Source organism: Streptomyces sp. NBC_01334 (genome assembly GCF_035983595.1).
Classification (GTDB): domain Bacteria; phylum Actinomycetota; class Actinomycetes; order Streptomycetales; family Streptomycetaceae; genus Streptomyces; species Streptomyces coriariae.
Genome location: NZ_CP130718.1, coordinates 5,739,623 through 5,762,262 on the forward strand (window position 1 = coordinate 5,739,623; position 22,640 = coordinate 5,762,262).

17 protein-coding genes, 1 pseudogene and 1 riboswitch are annotated in these 22,640 nt (G+C 72.3%); of the genes and pseudogenes, 8 read left to right on the forward strand and 10 right to left on the reverse strand.

What is annotated here, in order from left to right:
- Positions 1–93 precede the first annotated feature (93 nt).
- Together OG736_RS25800 and OG736_RS25805 are read left to right on the forward strand one after the other, a co-directional pair.
- Entirely contained in the window at positions 94–1,329 is a 1,236-nt protein-coding gene (locus OG736_RS25800; RefSeq protein ID WP_327184546.1) for a DegT/DnrJ/EryC1/StrS family aminotransferase, read from the forward strand.
- Positions 1,322–3,691: a lipopolysaccharide biosynthesis protein gene (locus OG736_RS25805; RefSeq protein ID WP_327184547.1), complete on the forward strand. Its 2,370-nt coding sequence runs from the start codon at positions 1,322–1,324 to the stop codon at positions 3,689–3,691. Before OG736_RS25800 ends, OG736_RS25805 begins: the two co-directional genes overlap by 8 nt.
- Here OG736_RS25805 and OG736_RS25810 read toward each other — a convergent pair.
- The 6 genes from OG736_RS25810 to OG736_RS25835 form a co-directional block, all read right to left on the reverse strand.
- The gene (locus tag OG736_RS25810) at positions 3,612–4,679 is read right to left on the reverse strand and encodes a glycoside hydrolase family 26 protein (protein WP_327187713.1); all 1,068 of its coding nucleotides are present in this window, start codon (positions 4,677–4,679) and stop codon (positions 3,612–3,614) included. The genes OG736_RS25805 and OG736_RS25810 overlap by 80 nt on opposite strands.
- Before the next feature lie 317 nt (positions 4,680–4,996).
- Entirely contained in the window at positions 4,997–5,686 is a 690-nt protein-coding gene (locus tag OG736_RS25815; protein WP_327184548.1) for a hypothetical protein, read from the reverse strand.
- Positions 5,687–5,706: 20 nt separating this feature from the next.
- Positions 5,707–7,656, reverse strand: a complete 1,950-nt coding sequence (locus tag OG736_RS25820; RefSeq protein ID WP_327184549.1) for a hypothetical protein — start codon at positions 7,654–7,656, stop codon at positions 5,707–5,709.
- 72 nt (positions 7,657–7,728) lie between these two features.
- Positions 7,729–8,484, reverse strand: coding sequence for a polysaccharide deacetylase family protein (locus tag OG736_RS25825; RefSeq protein WP_327187714.1), 756 nt, complete (start codon positions 8,482–8,484; stop codon positions 7,729–7,731).
- Positions 8,485–8,597: 113 nt separating this feature from the next.
- Positions 8,598–10,091 (reverse strand): glycosyltransferase family 2 protein, encoded by a 1,494-nt coding sequence (locus OG736_RS25830; RefSeq protein ID WP_327184550.1) that lies wholly within the window; start codon positions 10,089–10,091, stop codon positions 8,598–8,600.
- Positions 10,092–10,149: 58 nt separating this feature from the next.
- Positions 10,150–11,214, reverse strand: coding sequence for a GNAT family N-acetyltransferase (locus OG736_RS25835; RefSeq protein WP_327184551.1), 1,065 nt, complete (start codon positions 11,212–11,214; stop codon positions 10,150–10,152).
- Between the two features lie 291 nt (positions 11,215–11,505).
- On the opposite strand from OG736_RS25835, the gene OG736_RS25840 reads away from it, so the two are divergent.
- Positions 11,506–12,330, forward strand: coding sequence for an HAD family hydrolase (locus OG736_RS25840; RefSeq protein WP_327184552.1), 825 nt, complete (start codon positions 11,506–11,508; stop codon positions 12,328–12,330).
- Positions 12,331–12,414: 84 nt separating this feature from the next.
- Here the strand turns inward: OG736_RS25840 and OG736_RS25845 are convergent, their stop codons facing one another.
- A complete protein-coding gene (locus tag OG736_RS25845; RefSeq protein WP_020130168.1) occupies positions 12,415–12,888 on the reverse strand; it encodes a transglycosylase SLT domain-containing protein in 474 nt (157 codons plus the stop codon).
- A gap of 3 nt (positions 12,889–12,891) precedes the next feature.
- Positions 12,892–13,114, reverse strand: a riboswitch (cyclic di-AMP (ydaO/yuaA leader).
- Positions 13,115–13,761: 647 nt separating this feature from the next.
- Between OG736_RS25845 and OG736_RS25850 the strand changes: the two genes are divergently transcribed.
- From OG736_RS25850 to OG736_RS25865, 4 genes are all read left to right on the forward strand, one after another.
- Positions 13,762–14,772, forward strand: coding sequence for a polyprenyl synthetase family protein (locus tag OG736_RS25850; RefSeq protein WP_020130169.1), 1,011 nt, complete (start codon positions 13,762–13,764; stop codon positions 14,770–14,772).
- Between the two features lie 227 nt (positions 14,773–14,999).
- Positions 15,000–16,271: a LolA family protein gene (locus tag OG736_RS25855; RefSeq protein ID WP_327184554.1), complete on the forward strand. Its 1,272-nt coding sequence runs from the start codon at positions 15,000–15,002 to the stop codon at positions 16,269–16,271.
- Between the two features lie 123 nt (positions 16,272–16,394).
- Positions 16,395–17,423 (forward strand): ABC transporter ATP-binding protein, encoded by a 1,029-nt coding sequence (locus OG736_RS25860; RefSeq protein ID WP_327184555.1) that lies wholly within the window; start codon positions 16,395–16,397, stop codon positions 17,421–17,423.
- The gene (locus OG736_RS25865) at positions 17,410–18,360 is read left to right on the forward strand and encodes an ABC transporter permease (protein ID WP_327184556.1); all 951 of its coding nucleotides are present in this window, start codon (positions 17,410–17,412) and stop codon (positions 18,358–18,360) included. Before OG736_RS25860 ends, OG736_RS25865 begins: the two co-directional genes overlap by 14 nt.
- A gap of 58 nt (positions 18,361–18,418) precedes the next feature.
- Here OG736_RS25865 and OG736_RS25870 read toward each other — a convergent pair whose 3' ends face one another.
- The 3 genes and pseudogenes from OG736_RS25870 to OG736_RS25880 all read right to left on the reverse strand — a co-directional run bounded on the left by OG736_RS25870 (position 18,419) and on the right by OG736_RS25880 (position 20,867).
- Positions 18,419–19,006: a flavodoxin family protein gene (locus tag OG736_RS25870; RefSeq protein ID WP_327184557.1), complete on the reverse strand. Its 588-nt coding sequence runs from the start codon at positions 19,004–19,006 to the stop codon at positions 18,419–18,421.
- Positions 19,007–19,161: 155 nt separating this feature from the next.
- Positions 19,162–20,345, reverse strand: a pseudogene (locus OG736_RS25875) (amidase family protein).
- Between the two features lie 18 nt (positions 20,346–20,363).
- On the reverse strand, positions 20,364–20,867 hold the full coding sequence (locus OG736_RS25880; protein WP_327184558.1) for a hypothetical protein: 504 nt from the start codon (positions 20,865–20,867) through the stop codon (positions 20,364–20,366).
- Between the two features lie 215 nt (positions 20,868–21,082).
- On the opposite strand from OG736_RS25880, the gene OG736_RS25885 reads away from it, so the two are divergent.
- Positions 21,083–22,630 carry a tetratricopeptide repeat protein gene (locus tag OG736_RS25885; RefSeq protein ID WP_327184559.1) on the forward strand — a complete coding sequence of 516 codons (1,548 nt, stop codon included), beginning with the start codon at positions 21,083–21,085 and terminating at the stop codon, positions 22,628–22,630.
- The last annotated feature ends 10 nt before the right edge of the window (positions 22,631–22,640 follow it).

Sequence of the window (22,640 nt, forward strand, 5' to 3'; positions counted from 1 at the left end):
CAATCTTGACGGAGCGGTGCGAAACGGGAGACTCTGGGCGGGTGCTGGAAGGCCTCGGGGAGGGGGCCTTCCCCTGGCACAACTGGGGGGCGGATGGCCATAGGGGAGGCCGGCCTCGGGTCGGCGCGGCGTGGCTCACGGCCGAAACGGCTGGAAGCGACCATGCGCGACAGACTCGGCCGGGAATGTGTGTACGTACCGTCGTGCAGATTCGGGCTGTACGTGGCCTTGCGCCACTGGTGTCCGCCCGGCGGACGGGTACTGATGTCGCCGGTCAACGACGACGTGATCTTCTTCGTGCTGCTCGCGGCGGGACTGCGGCCCGTGCAGGCGCCGTTGAACCCGCTGGACGCGTCGATCGACGTCGATGCCGTGCCCGACGAGGTGTGGGGCTCGCTCTCCGGCGTCCTCACGACGAATCTGTACGGCAACCCGGACGACACACCCCGCCTGCGGGAGAAGTGCGACGCGCTGGGCATCCCGTTGTTCGAGGACGGGGCGCACGCCATCGGCAGCGAAGTGGGGGGCAGACCGGTCGGGGCCTGGGGGGACGCCTCCGTCTTCAGCCTTTCCAAGCATGTCGGTGCCAAGGCCGGCGGCTTCCTGGCCTGCGCCGACCCGGGGCTGCGCGAGGCCCTGGTGAAGACCTGCGAGGACCTGCTGCTGCCGGGGCGGTTCACGGCGGAACTCGCCTACACCGTCCGGCCGTACGCGGAGGCGACCGTGCGGGGGCTGCGGCTGCGGCGGGCCGCCTGGGCCACGATGCGGCTGCTCGGGCTGATGGAGCGGGAGGAGATCCGGATGCCGCTGCGGCCGGCGGAGTTGGCCCGCGCCGTCGCCTCGGCACCGGACCTCACCGCGCACGACTCCTGGGTCCGCGTCGACATGCACGACTACCGGCTGCGTTCGGGGCCGCTGAGAGCGGGCCGCATCGGCCGCAGGCTCGACCGCCTGGACGAGGTGCTGGCGGCCTGCCGGGCAGGCACGGAGCTGCTCCTGTCCACACCGTGGGCGCGGCCCGGCGCGGCCCGCGCCGACCGGGTCCAACCCCTTTTCCGCGTACCCCTGTTCGTCGCCGACCGGGACGCCGCGAGGGCGGCGCTCGCGCGGCGGGGCATCGTCGTCGGGTACCTCTATGACCCGCCTCTGGACGACTACGCGGGTGCCGCCTTCACCGACCCGTCGCCCGATCCCGCCGGGGCCCGCTGGTTCGCCCGGCACGCGTTGCCCGTGGATCCCCTGCGGGCCCGGCAGGTCGTCGAGGTGCTCCAGGAGTCCGGCGTACGGCCGGCCGAGGCGCCGGGAGGGCTGGAGCCGACCCGTGGCTGAGACGCAGGCCGAGATCCAGGTACCCGAACCCTCGGCGCCGCCCGCCGGCCAGGAGGCGGCGGCGGGCACGACCCCGGCCGACGACACGCGCGGCTCCGAATCCCTGTTCAAGAACGCCTACTTCCTGATGCTCAGCACGGGCGTCTCCGCCGTGCTGGGGCTGGGCTTCTGGCTGGTGGCCGCGCGCTACTACTCGGAGGAGGCCGTCGGCCAGGGCTCGGCCGCGATCGCGGCGATGCGGCTGCTCGCCAGCATCACGGCGACGACGATGATCGGGGCCGTCGTCCGCTTCGTGCCGCGCGCGGGGCGGGCCACGGGCTCGCTGGTGTGGCGGGCGTACGCGGCCAGCTCGGTGGTCGTGGCCGTCGCCGCCTTCGTCTTCCTGCTCACCCTGGACCTGTGGGGGGCGACGTACGCGCCGCTCGGCACGGCCGCCGCGGGCACGGCGTTCGTCGTCGCGTGCGTGGCGTGGGCGCTGCTCACGCTCCAGGACGGGGTGCTCACCGGCCTGCGCAGGTCGGGCTGGGTGCCCGTCGGCAACGCGGTGTTCTCCGTCGGCAAGCTGATCCTGCTGGCCGTGTGCGCGACCGCGCTGCCGGCGCTCGGGATCTTCGTGTCCTGGGCCGTCGCGATCGCGTTCTCGACGCTGCCCCTGGGCTGGTTGATCTTCCGTCGGCTGATCCCGCGCCAGGCCGCCGCCGACCGTGACCTGGAGCCTCCCCGACTGCGGGAGATGGGCCGCTTCCTGGTCGGGGACTCGCTGGGTGCGCTGTTCAGCCTGGCGATGATCAACCTGCTGCCGGTTATGGTCGCGGTCCGCTTCAGCGCGGCGGAGAACGGCTACTTCTACGTGGCGTACACCGTCGGCGGCACGATGGAGTTCATGGCCATCAACATGGCCTCCTCCCTCACCGCGCACGCCTCGCACGATCCGCGCCAGCTCGCCGAGGGTGTGCGCGGGGCGCTGCGCCGGATGACGCTGCTGCTGGTGCCGGTGGTGCTGGTCCTGGTGGTGTTCGCCCCGCAGATCCTGCTGCCGTTCCACGAGGACTACGCCGAGCACGGCACCACCGTGCTGCGGCTGCTGGCCGCCGGGGCGCTGCCCCGGGTCGTGGTCGAGCTGTACATCGGGGTGCTGCGGGTGCAGGGCCGCACCGGGGTCCTCGCCGCGCTCCAGGGCGCCATGTGCACGCTGGTGCTGGGCAGCGCCGCTCTGCTGTTCGCCCCGGCCGGGATCGCCGGCGCGGGCTGGGCGGTGCTGATCAGCATGACGCTGATCGCCGCCGTCTCCGCCTTCGGCCTGCGGTCCGCGCTGCGTCGCAACGACCGGCCGTCCGTCCGCCGTTCCTCCGCCGCCCCGGCCTACGGCACCCATTGGGCACGGCTGAACGCCACCGCCGGCTACGGCACGAACTGGGCGCGCCGTGCGGCGTACGAACGCGACGGCGTCGACGAGGACACGGTCACCCTGTTCATAGGACGTCCCGGGTACGAACGCGAGGCGCTGCAGGCGGACACGCTGGCGCTGATAAGGCGGCCCCCGCACGAGTCCGACGCCGGCAGGAGAAGCAAGGAGACCGGGGGGGCCGGGGGGCGGGACGACTCGGCTCGGGAGGTCGCGCGGGGGCGGTCCGCTCAGGCCGAGGGCCGGGAGCGGTGGGTCGCGGGCGGACTGTGGGGTTTGCTCGGCGTGGCCACCGCGGCCTTCTGGACGACGGCGCTGCGCCGGCTGCCGTGGCTCGGCGGACCGTCCGAAGAGGTGCTGACCGGACGTCAGCTGCTGGCGGCACTGCCGCTCACGGCGCTCGTCGCGGGGGGCCTGCTGCTCGTGGTGTTCGTCGGCGCGGTGACACTGCGCGCGGCGCGCGGCCCGCTGCTGCCGGGGGCGGCGCTGGGTTCGGTGCTGCTCGCCCTGTACGCCGTACCTCTCGCCTTCGGCCGGGAGCCGTCACCGGTCGGTGGGGCGTGGTACGCGAAGGCGGCCGGTCTCCTCGCGGAGGGGACGGGACTCGACGGGCCCGAACCGCTGCTGCGCTGGGCACCGCCGGCCGTGCAGCTGCTGGGTCTCGTACCTCTGTGGCTGCTGCTCGGCGGCGCCGACCGGTGGTTGACGTGGCCGGGGCGCTGGGGCGTCCTGTATCTCGTCGCGGTGGGCGGCTGGGTGTGGCGGGAGGAACTCGCGCCGGCGGCCGTGCCGCTGTTCGTCGTGCTCGTCCTCGCCGCCGCGTTCCTGCCGCTCGTCACCCGTGGCCGGGTGCGGGCCGGACAGCCGCGCGGCGCGGTCAGCGGGGCGGCACGGGCTGGTGGAAATAGCCGTTCCTGCCCGCCTCCCGGTAGCCCTCGAGGCCCGGGCCCTCGTTGACGGTCAGGTCGCACACGGGTTTCTCGGAGGTCGGCCGGTTCCAGTGCACCAGCGCCCTCACCTCCGGGAGCTTCTTCACGGCGGCGGGGATCTGGGTGTACCAGTCGCGCTGACGTTGCGGGGCGTCGGCGTCCGGTGCGGTGGCGAACTCCGCGAGCATCACCGGCTTTTCGTCGCTGATGTTCTCGCGCAGCCACTCGTAGCTGGGCCGCTGGCTGCGCAGGAAGTCCTTCCAGTCCGTGGTGCCGTGGCACTGGTAGTAGTTGTACTGGTCCATGGCGATCCAGTCGACGTACTCGTCCCCGGGGTAGAGCGCCTTCATGTCGGCCGCGCCGCCGAGGTAGCCGGAGACGGTCCACACCCACACCACGTTGTCGGCGCCCAGTTCACGGAACCGGTCGCGGACATGGCGGTACGCGGCGACGAACTCCTCCGGGGTGCCCGCGCCTTCCTTGATGCGGGCGTCGGTCTCCTGGTCGAAGGAGAGGAAGACGCGTTTGCCGTAGGCCTTGATACGCCGGATCTGCGGATCGAGGATCTTCTCGTCGAGCCTGCCGGAGGCGATGTTCTTCCAGCCGAGCTGGGTCTCCGTCCAGTTCTCGTGGTGCGGCTCGGTCCAGACGGTGGACTCCCAGGCCAGCATGAGCAGCCGGTCCTTGCCGAGTTCCTGTTCGTCGGGGGTGAGCAGTTCCCCGTCGAGCTGGGTGCCCGACATGTCGTGGTAGTTGTAGACGAGGTCCAGCTTGCGGCCGATCCTCTTCTCGAAGCCGTGCACGGCGTCCTTGAGCGAGCCGTCCTCGGCGTACGGCACGGCGGCGCCCCACCAGGCGCCGCAGGGCGGGACCAGCGTGTCGGTGGGGGCGCAGGGTCCGGTGGGCAGCTCACCCGAGGCCGCGTTGTCGGGCAGGGCGTCCGCCGCGGGGTCCGGGTCCTCGGAGCGGCCGGCCCAGATGCCGAGCCCGGCTAGCAGCGCGGCCACCGCCACCATCGCGACAGCCGCGTAGGTGCGCCTCGCGCTTCTCGGGTCGCTTCTCGGGACGCCTGCCGGGTCGCTCCTCGGGGCGTCCGCCGGGGAGCTCCCCGGACCGTTCCCCAGCCCGTCGTCCCCCGAGCTGTGGCCCAAGCCCTTCTCCAGCCCGTCGTCCCCCGAGCTGTGGCCCAGGCCGTCCCCTGACCCGTTCCCCAGGCCTTTCCCCAACCCGTCCCCCAAGTCGTCCCTCAACCCGTCCCCCGTGTGGTTCTCGACGCCCCTCACCCCGTCCGGTTCGGCCGGCTTACGTGGTCCGCGCAGCCGATGCCGCCCCGTCATGTGTCACTGCCGCCGGAAGGCCCGCGCCTGACCTTGGCGCGCTCGATCGCGCCGCGCCGAGCGGCGGGCAACGGCAGCCCCGGCAGAACCGCGGTGACCGTGGTGAAGCAGGCGAGCGAGACCAGGAAGGCGGTCATCGAGAAGGTCTTCACCAGGAACAGCGAGGTGGCGGTGAGCACGCCGAGCGAGAGGCTGATGGGCGCGGCGAGCGCGACCGCCTCCAGCCTGGCGCCGGAGGCCAGGCGACCTGGCTGCGGATACAGCGCCGCGCAGCCAGGACCGAACAGGACGAACAGCAGCACCGGGATCCAGCGCAGCGGAGAGGGGCCGGGTACGGCGGTGGCGGCCAGCGCCGCCCAGCCCGAAGCCGCGACGAGGACTCTCAGGTGCGTCGAGGTGAACCTGCCGCCCTCGGCCCCTTCGGCCTCGCCCGTGATCCCGGCGCTCACGCCCACGACCCCGGCGCCCGCGTCCCCGGTGCTCAGTTCCCTGTGGCCCACCACATCCCCGTGACCCAGCTCTCTGTGGCCCGGCTCTCCGTGGCCGAGGTCCCTGCGACCCGGTCCCTCGTGGCCAAGGCCCCCGTAACCCAGATCCCCGGGGCCGAGGTCTCCGTGGTCCTTGTCGGCGGTGTTCTCGTTGTCGATGTCCCCGTTGCTGATGTCCTCGGAGCCTGTGGTCGTCACTTCGATCACCTTGTGGTCATTCATCGGGTGGCCGGGCGGTACTCCAGGACAACGCCGTACGGATGGCTCTCGACGGTCCGGAAGAGGGGCGAGGCGGACAGCTTCGAACGCAGGGTCTCGAAGCCGCCGGGCGGCAGCAGACCCTCTCCGGTGGTGTAGATGTCCTGGGTGCGGGTGAGGACGACGTACGCCTTCGTGCCCGGCGGGATCCCGTCCGCGAGATAGCCGGCCGGATCCTTCAGCATCCTCTCGTTCTCGGGCAGCGCCTGTTCGGCGAAGAACCAGTGCTCGAGACGGTCGTAGCGGTGCAGTGCCTGCGGGAAGGAGCCGCTGGTGGCGAGGATCAGCGAGCCGTCGGGAGCGTTGTCGAGAGCCCTGATGACCAGGGCGGTCTCGTCCGGCGGTGTGTAGAACATCTTCTCCTTGCCGTAGTACGACGGCAGGAAGCCGGCCAGCAGCACCAGCAGGACGACCGGCAGCGCGAAGGCTGCCGTCCTGCGCCGCAGTGCCTTCGCCCTGCTGCGGTGGGTCCCCGCGACGGCCGGCACGAGCGCGGCGGCGGCGAAGAAGGCCGCACCGGGCAGGGCGAACAGATAGACACGGAAGAGCATTTCGCCGCCGTAGTCGTTGACGGCGAACAGCGGTACCGGGGCGACGGACACCAGCAGCAGGGGCAACGCGCTGCGGGTCAGCCGGCGCCGCAGTACGACGGCGGTCCCGGCGAGGACGGCGACCGCGAGCACCATCGCCACGTTGGCGGTGCCCGCGAGTTCCGGCCCGGGCCCGGTGAGCTGCCCCGCGTAGCCCGCGCGGGAGTTCTCCGTCAGCTCGCCGATGGACTTCCTGACGGTGGAGAGCGTCTCGACGAACAGCGGCCGCCCCATGGTCAGGTCCCAGGTGAGCATCAGCAGCGCGGCGACGACCAGCAGCCCGTAGTTGCGGTAGCGGCGGGTGAGGCTGAGCGCGACCAGACAGATGGTGAGCATCACCGGGGTGAGCTGGTGCGTGGCGTTGATGGCGGCGATCAGCGGGGCCAGGATCACCACGCACACCGCGCGCTGTTTCCTCCCCGTCGGCGGTGGGACGGGCGCGGCCACCGGGTCGAGGAAGGTGCGGTCGCGCAGCCGTCCGGCGGACCCGGGCCGCACGAAGTGCCGCAGCACCACCGCGAGGACCGTCAGATGCAGCAGGTACGCGAGCGCCTGCGGGGCGAAGTAGTCCTGGCCCACCCAGTTGGCGAGCTGGAAGATCCACACGGCGGTCCAGATCAGCCGCCAGTCCTCGCAGAAGGTGCGGTAGATCAGGACCAGCACCGGCATCATGAGCAGGCCGACGATGATCGGCGCCCAGTTGGCGTACACGGCGGCGTTCTCCACGCCGAAGGCGCGCACCAGGCCCGCGTTGAGGGTGAAGAAGCCCGGCCACTGGTCGTACGCGGACATGTTGCCCGACAGCGCCGCGCCCGGTCGCAGCTCACCGTTGGCGAGCAACGTGTCGACGATGGCGTCGTGCTTGGAGGCCCACGGGTAGCGCACCGCGTCGTACAGCACCGCCGGCGGCGCCTTCAGCGCGAGGAGCAGCGCGGCGCAGTGCGCGGCCGGCCACCAGGGCGCGGTGCCCGCGCGCCGCAGACTGAGGACGAAACCCGCGGTGAGGACCAGCAACGAGAGGTAGTAGGCGACCGGCAGCCGGTCCAGCAGGCCGTAGTCGCCCATCTCGCGGAAGCCGATGCGGGGCAGTGCGTACACCCACAGCCCGGCGGCGAGCAGCAGCGTCAGCAGGCCGGTGTCCGGTGGACGGCGTGGGATCCGCCAGGGTCTGCGATCACCGTCGGTGGTCGGGCCCGGGCTACCCGGACTGCCCGGGCTACCCGGACTCCTCGGAGTGCCGGGGCTTCCCGGTCCCGTGGAGTGGTCAGGGGTGGGCAGCTCGCTGCTCTCGGTGCTCGGTACGGGCACGTGTTGTTGCACGTCGAGGCTCCCCTCCCTCAAGGCAACTATAGGAATTTTCTCTTCTTTTCACACCAAAACGTCGAACTCGGCTCAACCTGCGAACACCGGTCCCTGCACGACGGCGCGGGCGCGGCGGTACCAGCGCCAGCCGACCGTCTTCGGTCCGTCGCGGTACGGGGCGACACGGGCGCCGGATCCCGCCAGCCAGCCCCGGACGTCGGCGACGGTGTGACCGCGGCGCACGATGAGCCGGGCGATGCGGTAGTGCTCGTCGCGGTCCGAACTGAGCGCGTGCCGTACGGCGGTGGCCGTCTCGTAGCCAGCGGCCGCCGCCGTTCGCCGGACCCGTCCGCTGTTGTAGCCGTGCGGGTAGGCGAGATGACGGACCTGGTGGCCGAGGGCGTCCTCCAACACCGATCGGGACGCCCGTAGTTCGTGCTCGAGCGCCCGCGGCGCGAGGGTGTCCAGCTGCGCGTGGGTGACGGTGTGGCTGCCGATCTCCATGCCGTACCGCTCGAGTTGGACCGCCTGCTCCAGCGTCATCATCGGCGCGGGCGGCAGCAGACTGCGTCCGCCGCGGGTGATCGCTCCGGTGGTGAGGTAGGCGGTCGCGGACAGTCCGCGACCGGCCAGCGCCTCGGCGGTCGCACCGGGGAGATCGGCGAAGCCGTCGTCGAAGGTGAGCAGCACGGGCCGGGGCGGCAGCGGCGCCCGCCCCGCGAGGTGGTCGGCGAGCGCGCTGATCGTGACGGGCGTACGGCCGCTGTCCACGACGGCGTCCAGGTGTTCGCCGAACTGCTTGGGGCTGACGGTGAACTCGGCGATCCAGCCGGGCGGTTCCTCCATCACGGCGTGATACAGAAACACCGGGATGCTGCCGTTGCTGCCGTTGCTGCCGTTGCTGCCGTTGCCGCCGCTGTTGCCGTCGCGGTTTTCGCCGGCTCTGTGTGCGGACGCCGTCATCGCGCAGCACCTCGCAGCGCGCGCCGGGCCCGCAGATAGCCCACCGGCCCGTAGAGCATGCCGCGCCGCTGGAGCCGGGAGAGCCGGGCGGGCCAGGCGTGGGTCCGGGCGTCGTGACCGCCGGGCGCGCCGTCCGCCGCGGGTTCAGCCTCCCGGCTCGCCGTCAGCGTCCGCGCGTGGGCGAGCCCCCGGGGCAGCCGGGCCAGGAACGCGGGCAGCAGGCCGGGCCGGTTGACGAGGATCGCCGTGAGGTAGGCGGTGAGGCCGGCGCCGTAGCCGTACGCCTGGGTCTCCAGGTCCCGCCAGGTCTCCCGGTGGTGGTGCCAGACCAGGGCCAGCGGGGTGTAGTGGAGCCGATGGCCCCCGGCGAGAACCCGGACGAACCCGTAGAGGTCGTCGCCGCCCCGCGCGAGCGTCCCCGCTCCGGTCGCCGGGTCGAAGCCGCCGGCCGCCCGCAGCACCTCCGTACGGAAGGCCATGTTGGCGCCGGAGCCGAAGCGGCCCGCGGTGAAGGGGAACAGCGGCTCGTCGGCGGGCGGGTCCTGTGGGTCGTACGTGCGGGCCGTGAAGCCCTTGGCGAAGCCGCCGTGGCTCTCCAGGAGGACCTGGGCGGGGGTCCGCAGCCGGGCCGGCAGGATCAGGCCGGTGGCGCAGCCGAGGCCCGGGTCGGCGGTGAAGGGCGCGGTGAGTTCCGTGAGCCAGCGCGGGTCCGCCACGACGTCGTCGTCGGTGAACGCGATCACCTCGCCGTGGGCGGTCTCGACGCCTTTGTTGTGCGCGACGGCGAGACCGGGCGCCGGTTCGGTGACGTACCGCACGCGTTCGGCGTACTTGCGTTCGACCAGGTCCCGGGTCGCGTCCGTCACGGGCGCGTTGTCGACGACGACGATCTCGAAGTCCGGATGATCCTGGGCGAGCAGCGAGTCGAGGGCGTACGCGAGCTTCTCGGCGCGCTCACGGGTGGCGACGACGACGGTGGTGAACGGGACGGCGGCGGCCGGGGCGGTGGAGGCCTGGGCTGTGGCGGTCGGGACGACGGCGGCCGGGGCGGTGGTGTCGGTCGGGGCCGTGACCGCCGGGACGGCGGAGGCCGAGGGTGTGGCGGTCGGGGCCATGGCGGTCGGGACGGCGGCGGCCGGAGCGGTCTCGGCCGAGGCCATGACGGACCGGGCCACGACGGCCTGGGCCGTGGTGACCGGGGCGGCCCCTTCCGCGGGTCCCGCCGAAGGCGGCCCGGGGGCCTGCTCGCGCGTGGCCAGGTCCATGAGGACGGTCTTCGGGTCCGCTCCCTCCGGTACCGACCCGAGCAGCGTTCCGATCGGCCGCCCGCCCCTTCTGACCAGCACGAACACCTCACCGTGCGTGACGGGCGGACTTCCCGGTCCCGGTCTGAGGGCACCCCCGTCGTCCAGTTCCAGCTCGGCGACCTGCACCGGCTCGATGTCCAGGAACCTCTGTATCTCCTGCTGTGCACGTGCAGCGCGGTACATGAACCCCCCTTGTCTCACGCCCGTCACACCCGTCACACCGGTCGGCCGGTGCCGCCCGTCACGGTCGGCGCAGTCGGCCCGCGCCCTTCAATGTCCGTGCGGCCGCCGCGGCGAGCCTCGGCCGGCCGCGCACGAAGTGATGCGCCCGGCGGGACGGCTCACGGCTGAGCCAGTAGAGCGCGGCGCCCACCCCCGGACGCGACCACGCTCCCTCGTACACGGGAAGCTCCCCGGTCTTCAGCGAGTCCTTGTACTCGGCCGCGCCCCGCCCCAGGTCGAGCAGCCCGATGCCCTCGACGGCGGCCGACTCGGCCATCCGCAGATGCAGCACCAGGCCCGGCGAGAACTTCGCCAACTCCGGTTCGTACGCGGGGAACCAACAGGCCAGGACGGTCGACGAACGCAGTCCGAAGTGCGCGGCGATCGGCTGGTCGCCGGCGTAGAGGACGGAGAGCGTGCCGGAGCACTCCGGCGCGCGGGTCTCGGAGAGCACGTCCACGAGCCGGGTGATCCACTGCTGTGCGAACCGGTCCCGGCGGCCGGTCCTGCGGTACTGCGCGGACTTCCACGCCATGAGCGTGCGCAACGCGGCCGGATCGCGCTCGTCGAACACGAACCGCACCTCCCCGACCTGGCGGCCGAGCCTGCGCTCCTTGGCCAGCGTCGTCTTCAGGAACTTCGGCGACTGGGCGCGCAGCACGGACTCATAGGTCTCGTAACCCTTTTCGACGTCGATGACATAGGAGGCGTACTCCTCGGCCGCATGCGGGACGAACAGCCCTTGCTCCGCCTCCAGGTTGTCGAAGCCGAAGCTCGACAGGCCGCACGCCCGCATCAGTTCGTCGGCGTTCAGCCCGAGACCCGGGGCCAGCACCGCGCCCTGCGCGTCCGAGACGCCGTACGCGAGGGCCTGGCCCTGTCCGAGCCGGCCCCGCTCGTGGGGCAGGAAGCCGACCGGCTCACGCCCCTCATACACCACCGCCACCCGCGAGCGTGGCCGTACCAGGCCCACGGCGTCGGTGAACTCCGGTTCCATGAAGGGGTTTCGCGGCAGCGTCGACGCGGCACGCAGCGCGCGCCACCGCTCCCTCTCCCCCTCGCCGAGGTCCTGCGGCCTCAGCACACGAATGCGCCCACTGCTCAACCTGACCCCCCGATCAAGTCCCCCCTGGACACCTGGACGGTACCGGTCCACCTGGGCATCGCGGTAGGTAGCGTCTTATGTTGTTGCCAATCGGTGCAGAGGCCTTTAACCGTCCGCTACCCGGCGATGTGCCAGAAAGCCGTTTCATTGAGTCGGTCGGCAGCCAGGCTTGAGCCAGGCGTACAAGGGGAGTTGGCAGAACCGGACAGGACTTGGACGTCGGCCGGTTCGCGTCGAACCCGTGGGGCCTGGGATCCGTATTCTCTGATCATGGCCGCACCCACCGCATATGCCGCGCGCACCGCGTACTCCCTCATCGCCACCGACCTGGACGGGACGCTGCTCCGCGGCGACGACACCTTCTCCGACCGGTCGCTCGACGCGCTCGCGCGGGTGGCGGCCGCCGGCGCACGCCACCTGGTGGTGACGGGACGGCCCGCGCCCCGGGTGCGCCCGCTGCTCGACCGGCTGCACAGCAGGGGGCTCGCGGTGTGCGGGCAGGGCGCGCAGTTGTACGACGCCGGCGCGGACCGTCTGCTGTGGTCGGTCACCCTGGACCGGGAGCTGGCCGAGACCGCGCTCGGCAAGATCGAGGCGGAGGTCGGGCAGCTGTACGCGGCCGTCGACCAGGACGGTGTCGACGGGCTGACGCTCATCGAGCCGGGCTACCGGATGCCGCACCCGACGCTGCCCGCCCTGCGCGTCGGTCGGCGCGACGACCTGTGGTGCGAGCCGATCAGCAAGGTACTGCTGCGCCATCCCACGCTGTCCGACGACGAGTTGGCGTCGACGGCCCGCTCGGTGGTCGGCTCGCTGGCCACGGTCACCATGTCGGGGCCGGGCACCGTCGAACTCCAGCCCTGCGGGGTCACCAAGGCGACGGGCCTGGCCCTGGCCGCCGAACACCTGGGGCTGCGGCCCGAGGACACCGTCGCCTTCGGGGACATGCCCAACGACATCCCGATGTTCGACTGGGCGGCCCGGGGCGTCGCCATGGCCAACGCGCATCCGGAGCTCAAGGCGGTCGCCGACGAGGTGACGACGTCGAACGAGGACGACGGCGTGGCCGTCGTCCTCGAACGTCTGTTTCCGTAACCGGCTACCGGCTACCGGCTACCGGCTACCGGCCACCGGTGGCCGACATCGGCGGCCGACACCGGTGACCGGCCGGCGGGACGGTCAGTACGCGCCGAACACGTTGTCGATCGAGCCGTAGCGCGCGGCCGCGTAGTTGCAGGCGGCGGTGATGTTCGCGACCGGGTCGTACGAGTCCCACGACGTGCCGTTCACGTGGTAGGCGCGGAACGTCGGGTCGATGACCTGGAGCAGTCCCTTGGACGGGATGCCCGCGGCCGCGTTGGAGTCCCAGAGGTTGATGGCGTTGGGGTTGCCGGAGGACTCGCGGATGACGTTGCGGTAGATGCCGTTGTACGTCCCCGGGATGCCGTGCTGCCCCATGACCTGGAGGGAGGCGCGGATCCAGCCGTCGAGGTTGTTGGCGTAGCCGAGGCTGGTGGCCGTGGAGACGGCCGGGGTCGCCGCGGAGGCGGTGGTCGCCCCGAGGACGGGGAGAGCGAGCACGGCCGCGCCGGTGGCGGCGACGGCGAGCGTGCGGATGAAACGGTTGCGGCGCGGCTGAGCGGCAGCGGGCATGTCGAATTTCCTCTCCGGCGCCTGCGAGGTGAGCTGTCGGGTTCGGGCGGGAGCTGCCCGGTCGCGCCCTGACGGTCGCGGCTTTACCCCAAGCCGTACGACATGTCCGAAACGTCTTGCATATCCAAGACGTCCTTAATGCCGTTCCGGCGACTTACCTGGTTCCCCCGCTCCTGCCGAGCGTTATCGATGGGTGTTCGGGCGGCGGCAGGATTCGGCGTTCCGCCCGACAGGCCGGGAACGTATGCGAGAGCACATGTCCGAAACAAGTACCGGATTCACAGATCACCCCTATTGACCTTGGTCTGTGACCTATGGGGTGCTTGATCCTTTGTGGGTGCAAACCTTCAACTTGCTTGAGGGGTGCGGGGAATCGGTGAACGGTGAACCCGGACCGGATCTCCGTGGGGAGTGAGCCAACTCACCAGCGTTCACAAGAGTGGCGAATCGGGCATTAGGCCCAACTCATTGTTAAAGCATCGGCAATGGGTGGCGTAGGGGAGCGGAGGGGAATTGCCTTCCTTCGCGCCCGACGCGTCGCGGGGGGAGAGGGAAGAGAATGCGTGATCGTCGTCACGTGAAGAGGGGTCCGGCGGGCCCGCCGGGCCGACGGGAGTCCCGGTCCGGGACATGAATCTCCGGTTCCCGGAAACTCTCTTCATGTCCGCTCATATGAGCTGATCGAAACCATATCGGGCGTGATCCGATGCCGCCTGGCCTGCGGGGGCCTCCCGGGCGAGTCCATTCGAGCCCGCGGGACGTGGGGGCTATCGGTGATCGAAACGTGACCGGATACGCTGACTTGAGTGATGGCAGAGACCTATCGACAAACCGCGTAATCGCCAGTAGACACCAGCAGACAGGAGACCCCTCGTGACCGTCGTCGGGCCGTTCGGGCTGAGCGTGCGGGACCAGGCTCTGGAAGCCGATGTCCAGGCCGGATTGGCGGCTGTCGAGGAAGGCTTGCTCGAGGCCACCAAGAGTGCGGTCCCGTTCATCACGGAGGCCGCCCAGCATCTCGTGCGCGCGGGAGGGAAGCGGTTCCGGCCGCTGCTCGTGGTGCTCGCGTCGCAGTTCGGTGACCCGTACGCGCCGGGCGTGGTGCCCTCGGCCGTCGTGGTGGAGCTGACCCACCTGGCCACGCTGTACCACGACGACGTGATGGACGAGGCGGCCGTGCGGCGCGGGGTGTCCAGCGCGAACACCCGCTGGGGGAACTCCGTCGCCGTCCTCACGGGTGACTTCCTCTTCGCGCGTGCCTCCCACATCCTGGCCGACCTCGGGCCCGAGGCGGTGCGGGTGCAGGCGGAGGCGTTCGAGCGGCTGGTCACCGGGCAGATCCTGGAGACCGCGGGGCCGACGGACGGGCGGGACCCGGTCGACCACTACCTCGACGTGCTCGGTGGCAAGACCGGCTCGCTGGTGGCCGTGGCCTGCCGCTTCGGGGCGATGATGTCCGGCGCCGACGAGACGGTCGTCGACGTGCTCACGCAGTACGGCGAGCGGCTCGGCGTCGCCTTCCAGCTGGCGGACGACGTCCTGGACATCGCCTCCGACTCGCACGAGTCGGGCAAGACGCCGGGGACGGACCTGCGCGAGGGCGTTCCCACACTGCCCGTGCTGCGGCTGCGGGAGCGGGCGGCGCGGCTGTCGCTGCCCGAGGACATCGCCCTGTGCGAGCTGTTGGACTCCGACCTGACCGACGACGCCCGGCACACCGAGGCGCTTCAGGCGCTCCGCGCCCACCCGGCGCTGGAGCAGGCCCGCCGGGACACCGTGCGGTACGCGAAGGAAGCGCGGTCCGCGCTGGCGCCGTTGCGGGAGTGCGACGCGAAGGCGGCGCTGATGGAACTCTGCGACGCAGTGGTCCACCGGGCGGGCTGACCCCGGGGGACCCCTACGGGTCGGATGCCGCCTCGTCACCTTCGTGTCATACCGCAGGCGTATGTGGAGTTGAGCCCTCGGGTTGACGCTTCCTCATGGCCGATTTGGTCAGATGGGAACCACGGAAAACACCACTCCTCACCGATTCGGGTGAGAATGGCGGCTTGGGGTGGGGACGTTCAGGCGCGAGATGACCAGCCGCCGCCGACGACGGAGGTAAGGCACACATGGCACCGAAGGCATCCGACGACACCACGACCGGCGGGGAGTCGACCGGCGCGGAAGCCGACGACCTGCGCCTCGGACGGCGCAAGGCCGCACGGTACATCGTCCCGGTCACCGTGATCGGTGTGGCGGCGGCGACGATCGGGCTGGTCCCGGCGCTCGCCGACTCCGGCGACCCCGACCTGCCGAAGATCACCGCACAGCAGCTCCTCGACAAGATCGCCGCTTCGGACGTGCAGCAGCTGTCCGGGACGGTGAAGATCAGCACCGATCTCGGGCTGCCCGACCTCGGCGGACTGGAGAGCGGGCTCCTCTCGGGGGCCACCCAGGGCGGCGACGGCTCGTCCGCCGACCCGTCCACCAAGCTCACCGAGCTCGCCGCCGGCACGCACACCCTGCGCGTCGCCGCCGACGGCCCGGACCGGCAGAAGCTCTCGCTGCTGGAGAACGCCGCCGAGTACAGCGTCATCCACAACGGCAAGGACGTGTGGGGGTACGACAGCGCCTCCAACGAGGTCTACCACTCGACCGCGGACGAGAGCTCAGGCGAGGGCGCGGGCAAGGGCTCCGGCAAGGCGGAGAACCCGGTCCCCACCACGCCCAAGGAACTCACCGAGGACGCCCTGAAGGCGGTCGACGACACGACCTCCGTGACCGTCGACGGCACCGTCCAGGTCGCCGGCCGTGACGCCTACAAGCTGCTGGTCAAGCCGAAGCAGTCCGGTTCCACGGTGGGCGCGATCAGTGTGGCCGTGGACGCGAAGACGGGCCTGCCGCTGAAGTTCACGCTGACCCCGGCGAGCGGTGGCGCCGCTGTTGTGGACGCGGGCTTCACCCAGGTCAGCTTCGCCAAGCCCGCCGCGTCCACCTTCGACTTCACCGCTCCCAAGGGCGCGAAGGTCACCGAGGGCGACGAGGTCGGGGAGAGCGCCCCCGGGCACTCGGGCAAGTCCGACGACCTCGCGAAGGACCTCGAAGGCGTCGAAGGCGCGGACGGCCTCGACGGCCTCGACGGACTCAATGTCCTCGGCGAGGGCTGGACGTCCGTCGCCGTCTTCGACACCGGTGGCGAAGGAATGCCCTCGGGTGCGGAGGCCGGCGGCGACCTCGGCGGCTTCCTCGGCTCGTTCGGCGACAAGGTGACCGGCAAGTTCGGCTCCGGCACCGTCTTCTCCACCCGCCTGATCAACGCCCTGATGACGGACGACGGCAAGGTCTACGTCGGCGCGGTGACCAAGGACACGCTGGTGAAGGCGGCGAACGCGGCGAAGTAGGCCGAGCGGCCGAAGCATGCGGAGTGGTCGAGTGGTGAAGTGATGAAGTGGCGGCGCGGGTGACGTAGGACAGAGGCCGGCCTCCGGACACCCGGAGGCCGGGAGAGCCGGAGGGGAAAGCCGATGGGGGAGTCCGTGCCGGAGTCCATGCGCGAGTCCCTGCCGGAGTCCGTACGGGAGCCCGTGCCGGAGTCCGTACGGGTGCCTGTGGACGACGGCGCCGTCATCCACACCCGCGGCCTCACCAAGCGCTATCGCGGCGGACAGCTCGCCGTGGACGGCCTCGACCTGACCGTCCCGGCGGGCAGCGTCTTCGGCTTCCTCGGCCCCAACGGCTCCGGCAAGACCACCACCATCCGCATGCTGATGGGACTCATCGAGCCCACGGCCGGCTCGGCCCGTGTCCTGGGGCAGCCCATGCCGCGGGCCGCGCGGGCCGTACTGCCCCACGTCGGGACCCTCATCGAGGGTCCCGCTCTCTACGGCTTCCTCTCCGGCCGCGACAACCTGCTCCGCTACGACGCCGCCGACCCGACCGCCGATCCGCACACCCGGCGTGCGCGGGTCTCGGCGACGCTGGAGCGGGTGGGCCTGACGGCCGCCGCCGGCAAGAAGGCGAAGGCGTACTCCCTCGGTATGAAGCAGCGTCTGGGCCTCGCCGCCGCCCTGCTCCAGCCCCGTCGGCTGCTCGTCCTCGACGAGCCGACCAACGGCCTGGATCCGCAGGGCATGCGGGAGATCCGCTCGCTGATCCGGGAGCTGGCCGCGGAGGGCACGACCGTCTTCCTCTCCTCGCACCTGCTCGACGAGATCGAGCAGGTGTGCACGCACGCGGCGGTGATGGCGCAGGGCCGGCTGCTCGTCCAGGGCCCGGTGGCCGACCTCGCCGCGGGGACACGCGGCCGACTGGTCGTGACGACGCCGGACCCGGCGGACGCGGCCCGGGTGCTGAAGGAGCAGGGGGCGGACGATGTCGTCCTCGGCGAGGACCGGGTGAGCGCCGAGGCCCCGCCCCCGGAGCGGGATCTCGCCGACCTGAACGCCGCGCTGGTGTCGGCGGGCGTCCGCGTCCGCGGCTTCGCCGTCGAGCGGGCCTCCCTGGAGGACGCGTTCGTGGCTCTCACGGGGGAGGGATTCGATGTCGCGGGCTGACACGCTGGACGACCGGAACCGGACGCCGGAACCGGCATCGCCGCAGGCACCGGGACCGGCATCGCCGCAGGCATCGACATCGGCGCGGACGGTGAACTGGACCTGGACCTTCGGGCTGCTCCGCAGCGAACTGCTGACCACCTTCCGGCGCTGGCGCACCCTCGCGCTGCTGGGCGTGCTGGCGGCCGTGCCGGTGCTGGTCGGGATCGCCGTGAAGATCGAGACGAGCGACGGCTCGTCCGGCGGGGGAGGGGGCGGTGGCGAGGGTCCGGCCTTCATCTCCCAGGTGACCAACAACGGGCTGTTCCTGGTCTTCACCGCGCTGGCCGTGACCCTGCCGTTCTTCCTGCCGATGGCGATCGGGGTCATCGCGGGCGACTCGATCGCCGGCGAGGCGAACGCGGGCACGCTCCGCTATCTGCTGGTCGCCCCGGCCGGCCGCACCCGCCTGCTGCTCGCCAAGTACGCGACCGTCATGATCTTCTGCCTGGTGGCCACGCTGGTGGTCGCGGCCTCGGCGCTGACGGTCGGGGCGCTGCTCTTCCCGCTGGGCGACCTGACGACGATCTCCGGCACCCGGATCGGCTTCGGCGACGGGCTGCTGCGGGCGCTGCTGATCGCCCTGGTCGTTGCCGCCTCCCTGACCGGCGTGGCGGCGCTCGGACTGTTCGTCTCCACCCTCACCAGCAGCGGCATCGCGGCGATGGCGACGACGGTGGGCCTGCTGATCACGGTCCAGATCCTCGACCAGATCCCCCAACTGCACGCCCTGCAGCCGTACTTCTTCTCACACCACTGGCTGTCCTTCGCCGACCTGATGCGCGAGCCGGTCTACTGGGACGACCTGGAGAAGAACCTCGGCCTCCAGGCCCTGTACGCGGCCGTCTTCGGCTCGGCGGCCTGGGCACGCTTCACGACGAGGGACATCACGGCCTAGGCGGCACGGGACAGGCCTCAGGGCGCAGGCCTCACGGCGTAGGCATCGGGCGCAGGTCTCAGCGGGTTTCCCACAGGAAGCGCGCCGCCGGCGCCTCTCCCGCGAAGAAGGTCTTCGCGCGAGTCAGCGCCTCCGTGTCCTTGAGGACGTCACCGGGCTTGCTGCCGTTGCCGAGCAGCACCCCGCCGAAGGACATCCCCATGTACGCGGCCGAGTTGTTGAGCGTCCCGACGAGCGGATCGGCGACCACGGGCTGGTCGTCGGCGAGCGCGGTGACGCCCCAGAGGGTGCGTCCGGCGAGCGTCGCCTTGAAGTCGAGGCCGGGGGTGCGCAGCCAGCCCGACCAGTGGTCCAGGTAGCGCTTGGTCTGGCCGGAGACCGAGTACCAGTACAGCGGGGACGCGATCACGATGTCCGTCGCGGCGAGCGTGGCGTCGAGCAGCAGCGCCGTGTTGCCCTCGGTGGGGCGGACGTGGTCGCTGTCGTGGCGCTGGTCCTCGAAGTCGGGCAGCGGGTGACGGGCCAGGCTGATCCACGTCTGCTCGACGTCGGAGGGCAACTGCTCGGCGGCCGCGCGGGCCAGCAATTCGGTGTTGCCGTCCGGACGACTGCTGCCCAGCACGAACAGGAAACTGCGGCGGGTCATGATCAATCCCCCAGGTAGTCGGCGTACGACGATAGTCTGCACCTGCATTATATGTGTGCGCAAGTATTAGCGCGGGCGTTCATCGGAGGCGGAGGGCGCGGCGAGGGCCACGGCCAGGTCGGGTGGCACGTCGAGGCGTGGGCAGCGTGGGCGGCTCAGACGGCGTGGGCGGCTTGAGCGGCTCGGGCGGCTGCCAGGAGTGCCGTCTCGCCGCCGTGTGCCGCGACCAACTGCAGGCCCACGGGACAGCCGTCCGCGCCGACCCCCGCCGGGATGCTGATCGCCGGATGCCCGCTCAGGTTGAACGCCCAGGTGAGCGCGGTCGAGTACCGGTCGCCCGGGCCCTCGTGACCGTGCGCGGCGTTCGGCGTCGTCGGGGTCAGCAGCAGGTCGGCGCGGGAGAAGAGGTCGGCCAGCAGACGGTCGTTGAGGTTCCGGACGCGTTCGGCCGTGCGGGGGGCGGAGCCCGGGGTGCGCAGCGCGAGCCAGGCCGGCGCGGGGTCCGCCAGCCGCAGAGGCGCGTCGGAGGACGGCAGCAGCCGTACGACACCCGCCTCGGCGAGGCGTCCGGCGGCGGCACGGGCCAGGGCGAGCGGCTCCGGGTCGGGGTCGGCGAAGCCGAGGTCGGCGGAGAAGACGGCGACCGGCGCGCCACGACCCGGTGAGGGGACGGGCCCCGCCCCCGCCCTCGGTGCCATGACCTGCCAGTACGCCTCGGCGTCCGCCGCGTGGTGTACGAGTACGCCGGGCGCCGCCAGTCCGGTACGCCCCGGGCGGCCGATGCCGATCCCTCCCCGGGCGGCCGGCGGTTCGTGGTCTTCAGGCCGATCACGCCACACCAAGCGGCCGGGATCCGCACCGAGCCCGCGCCGTCGCTGCCGGTCGCCAGTGGGACCAGGCCGGCGGCCACCGCCGCCGCGGACCCGGCCGAGGAGCCGCCCGGCGTGCGGTCGGCGCGCCAGGGATTGAGGGTCCGGCCGTGGGCGCCGAGGCCCCAGGTCTGCCAGGGGGTGCCGGGCCCCGGTACGGCCGTGGCCCCCACCGGCACGCATCCGGCGGCGACCAGCGGGCCCGCCGCACGCAGCCCGTGACGCCCCTTCACGCCGATCGGCACCCCGGCCAGCGGCAGCCGCTCGCCCGCGGCGACCCGGGCGTCGACCTCACACGCCCACGACCGCGCCCGTTCCTCCCACACCTCGGCGAAGGCACACAGCGAGCGGTCGATCCGCGCGATCCGCGCGAGCGCCTCGCCGGTCACGTCCACGGCCGACAGCCGCCCCGCCCGCACGGCCGCGGCGATCTCCACGACCGGCGGCCACGCCACGGGCCCGGACCCCACCCCGCCCTCCGCGCCTGGTCAGTGTGCCCCGGTGAGCCGGGACAGGGATTCCGTCTCGCGTGGCGGGGGCCCGCCCAGTTCGCCGAGGCGCCAGTTCGTCACCCACGGGACGCGGTACACGTCGACGACCGACTCGATCACCTTCACCCGCTGGACGAGCGGCCGCGGCAGCCGGCCGGGCGCGTCCGCGACGAGCACCACCGCGTCCAGGTCGAGCCCTCGCGGAGCCTCGCCGCGCCGGAAGACCTCCAGGGTCCGCAGGACGGAGTCCAGCCCGGCCGCGTGGGTGCGGGCGACCAGCAACACGGACGGGGGATCCCCGGCGCCGGGCCACGCGCGTCCGCAGTCGTGGCCGCCGTAGACCGCGGCGAGCGTGGAGCCGCCGGCCCCGCCGTGCGTGCAGACCCAGGAGAAGCGTCGGGGCGCGGCGGTGGAGGCGTACGGCATCGGTACCGGATCCGGTGCGGCCACCGGCCCGCGGATCCAGATCTCCGGCCCCCGCTGCCCGTCCGTCGTCCCCATGACCCGTGTTCCTCCCAGTCGTCGCCGTCCCCCGGGGCGCCCCTGATCATGGTGGTCCCGGAGCTGCCCCGGGAGCGGGGCGTGGGTTCCTGGAACGAGGCTGTGACGTCGCGGTGACGCGTGGACCGGGAGCGCTCGGAGAGACTCAACAGTACGTGTCCACGTACACGTGCCTGGACGACCGGATCGTGACGACGCATCCGAGTGAGGAACCGATGTCTCGACTCAGCCGCGAGAAGAAGCGGGAACAGAAGTACGCCGGCCCCACGGCCGTCGTGGTGGCCCCGCTCGATGTCCATGTCCGCGGGGGCGGGACGGCGACGATAGGCGGTGTCCCGGTCGTGGCGGCCGACGGCGAGGAGATCCAGCGCGCCGTCCTGAGCCATCTCCACCGCATCGCCCTCGCCACCGGACACCCGGTCCTCGCCACGGTCCACGACGAACGCATCGGTTACGTCGTCGCCCTGCGCGTGGACCCGGACGGTTCCAGCCACTTCACGGCAGATCCCCTGCGGACGCCCGCGGCCGCGACCCCGTCGGCGGCGGCACGGGGGGAGGCAGCACCGGACACGCGGAGCACCGCGCCCACCGGCACGCCCGAGCCCACCGCCACGGCCGCCCCGGTCGGCCCGCCCGCGCCTGCCCCGGCCGCCGCGCCTGCCCCGGCCGGCATGCCCGCGCAGGTCGCTGCCTCGGCCGACCCGTCTGCGCCCGCCGTGGTCTCCGTGCCGGCCGACACGCCGGTGCCCGCCGCAGGCCCCGAGCCCGCCGACACGCCGGTGCCCGTCGAGGACGAACAGCCCGCTCGGCCGCGACGCGACAAGCCCACGCATTTCCTGCGCCCGGTGTCCGAACCGGTGCGGGACGCGGCCCCGACGTTCCCGTTGCGCGCGGTGCCCGAGCAGGAAGCGGAGAGGGAAGCCCGGTCGGCACCGGCGCCGGCATCCGGATACGCGGCGGGGGACACCCCGGCTCCCGGTACGGTCACCGCCCCGACGGGCGTGTTCGGCCCGCCTCCGACGATGGACGCGCAGCCGACCCAGGACGCGGTCCCCACCTCGACCCTGACCCCGGTTCCCACCTCGGCCCCGATCCCGCTGCCGCTCCCGACGCCCGCCTCCGCCCCCACGCCCGCCGCCAAGTCCGGCTCCACGCCCACCCCGTTCCTCCCCGACGACCTCATCTCCGACTCGGCGCTCGACCCGGACCCCGGCCCCAAGCCCACGCCCGCCCGGGGCTTCGACGCCGTCGCGGAGGCGGTGCTCGGGGACGACCCCCGTACCCTCCACGGCGACGGCGGCACCCCGGCCCTCCTCGCGGAACCGCTCGCGCGGATCAACGAGGCCGTGCGGGCGGGCCGTACGGACACGGCGGCCGCACTCGCCGAGCGGACCGTGCTGGAGGCGTCCGCAACGCTGGGACCCGAGCACCCCGAGGTGCTCCGGCTGCGCGAACTCACCGCATACATCGCCTACTTGGCAGGCGACCCGCTGCGCTCCTTCCACACATCCCTCGACCTGGCCCGCATCCACCGCGGGACCCGGGACCCGGAGGCCGCGTACGGCAACGTGCAGAGCGCGGCGACGGCCTGGCGTGCCGTACGCGACCCCTTGCAGGGACTGAACCTGGGGACCGAACTCCTCGGCCTGTGGACGGAGCTCACCACCGAGGAGGGCCCGGCCGCGGACGACGTCGAGGAACTGGAGTCGGCCCGCGCGCGCATGCTCCGGCTGGCCGAACGCGCCCGGAAGTCGGGCGCGTAGCGGCCACCCG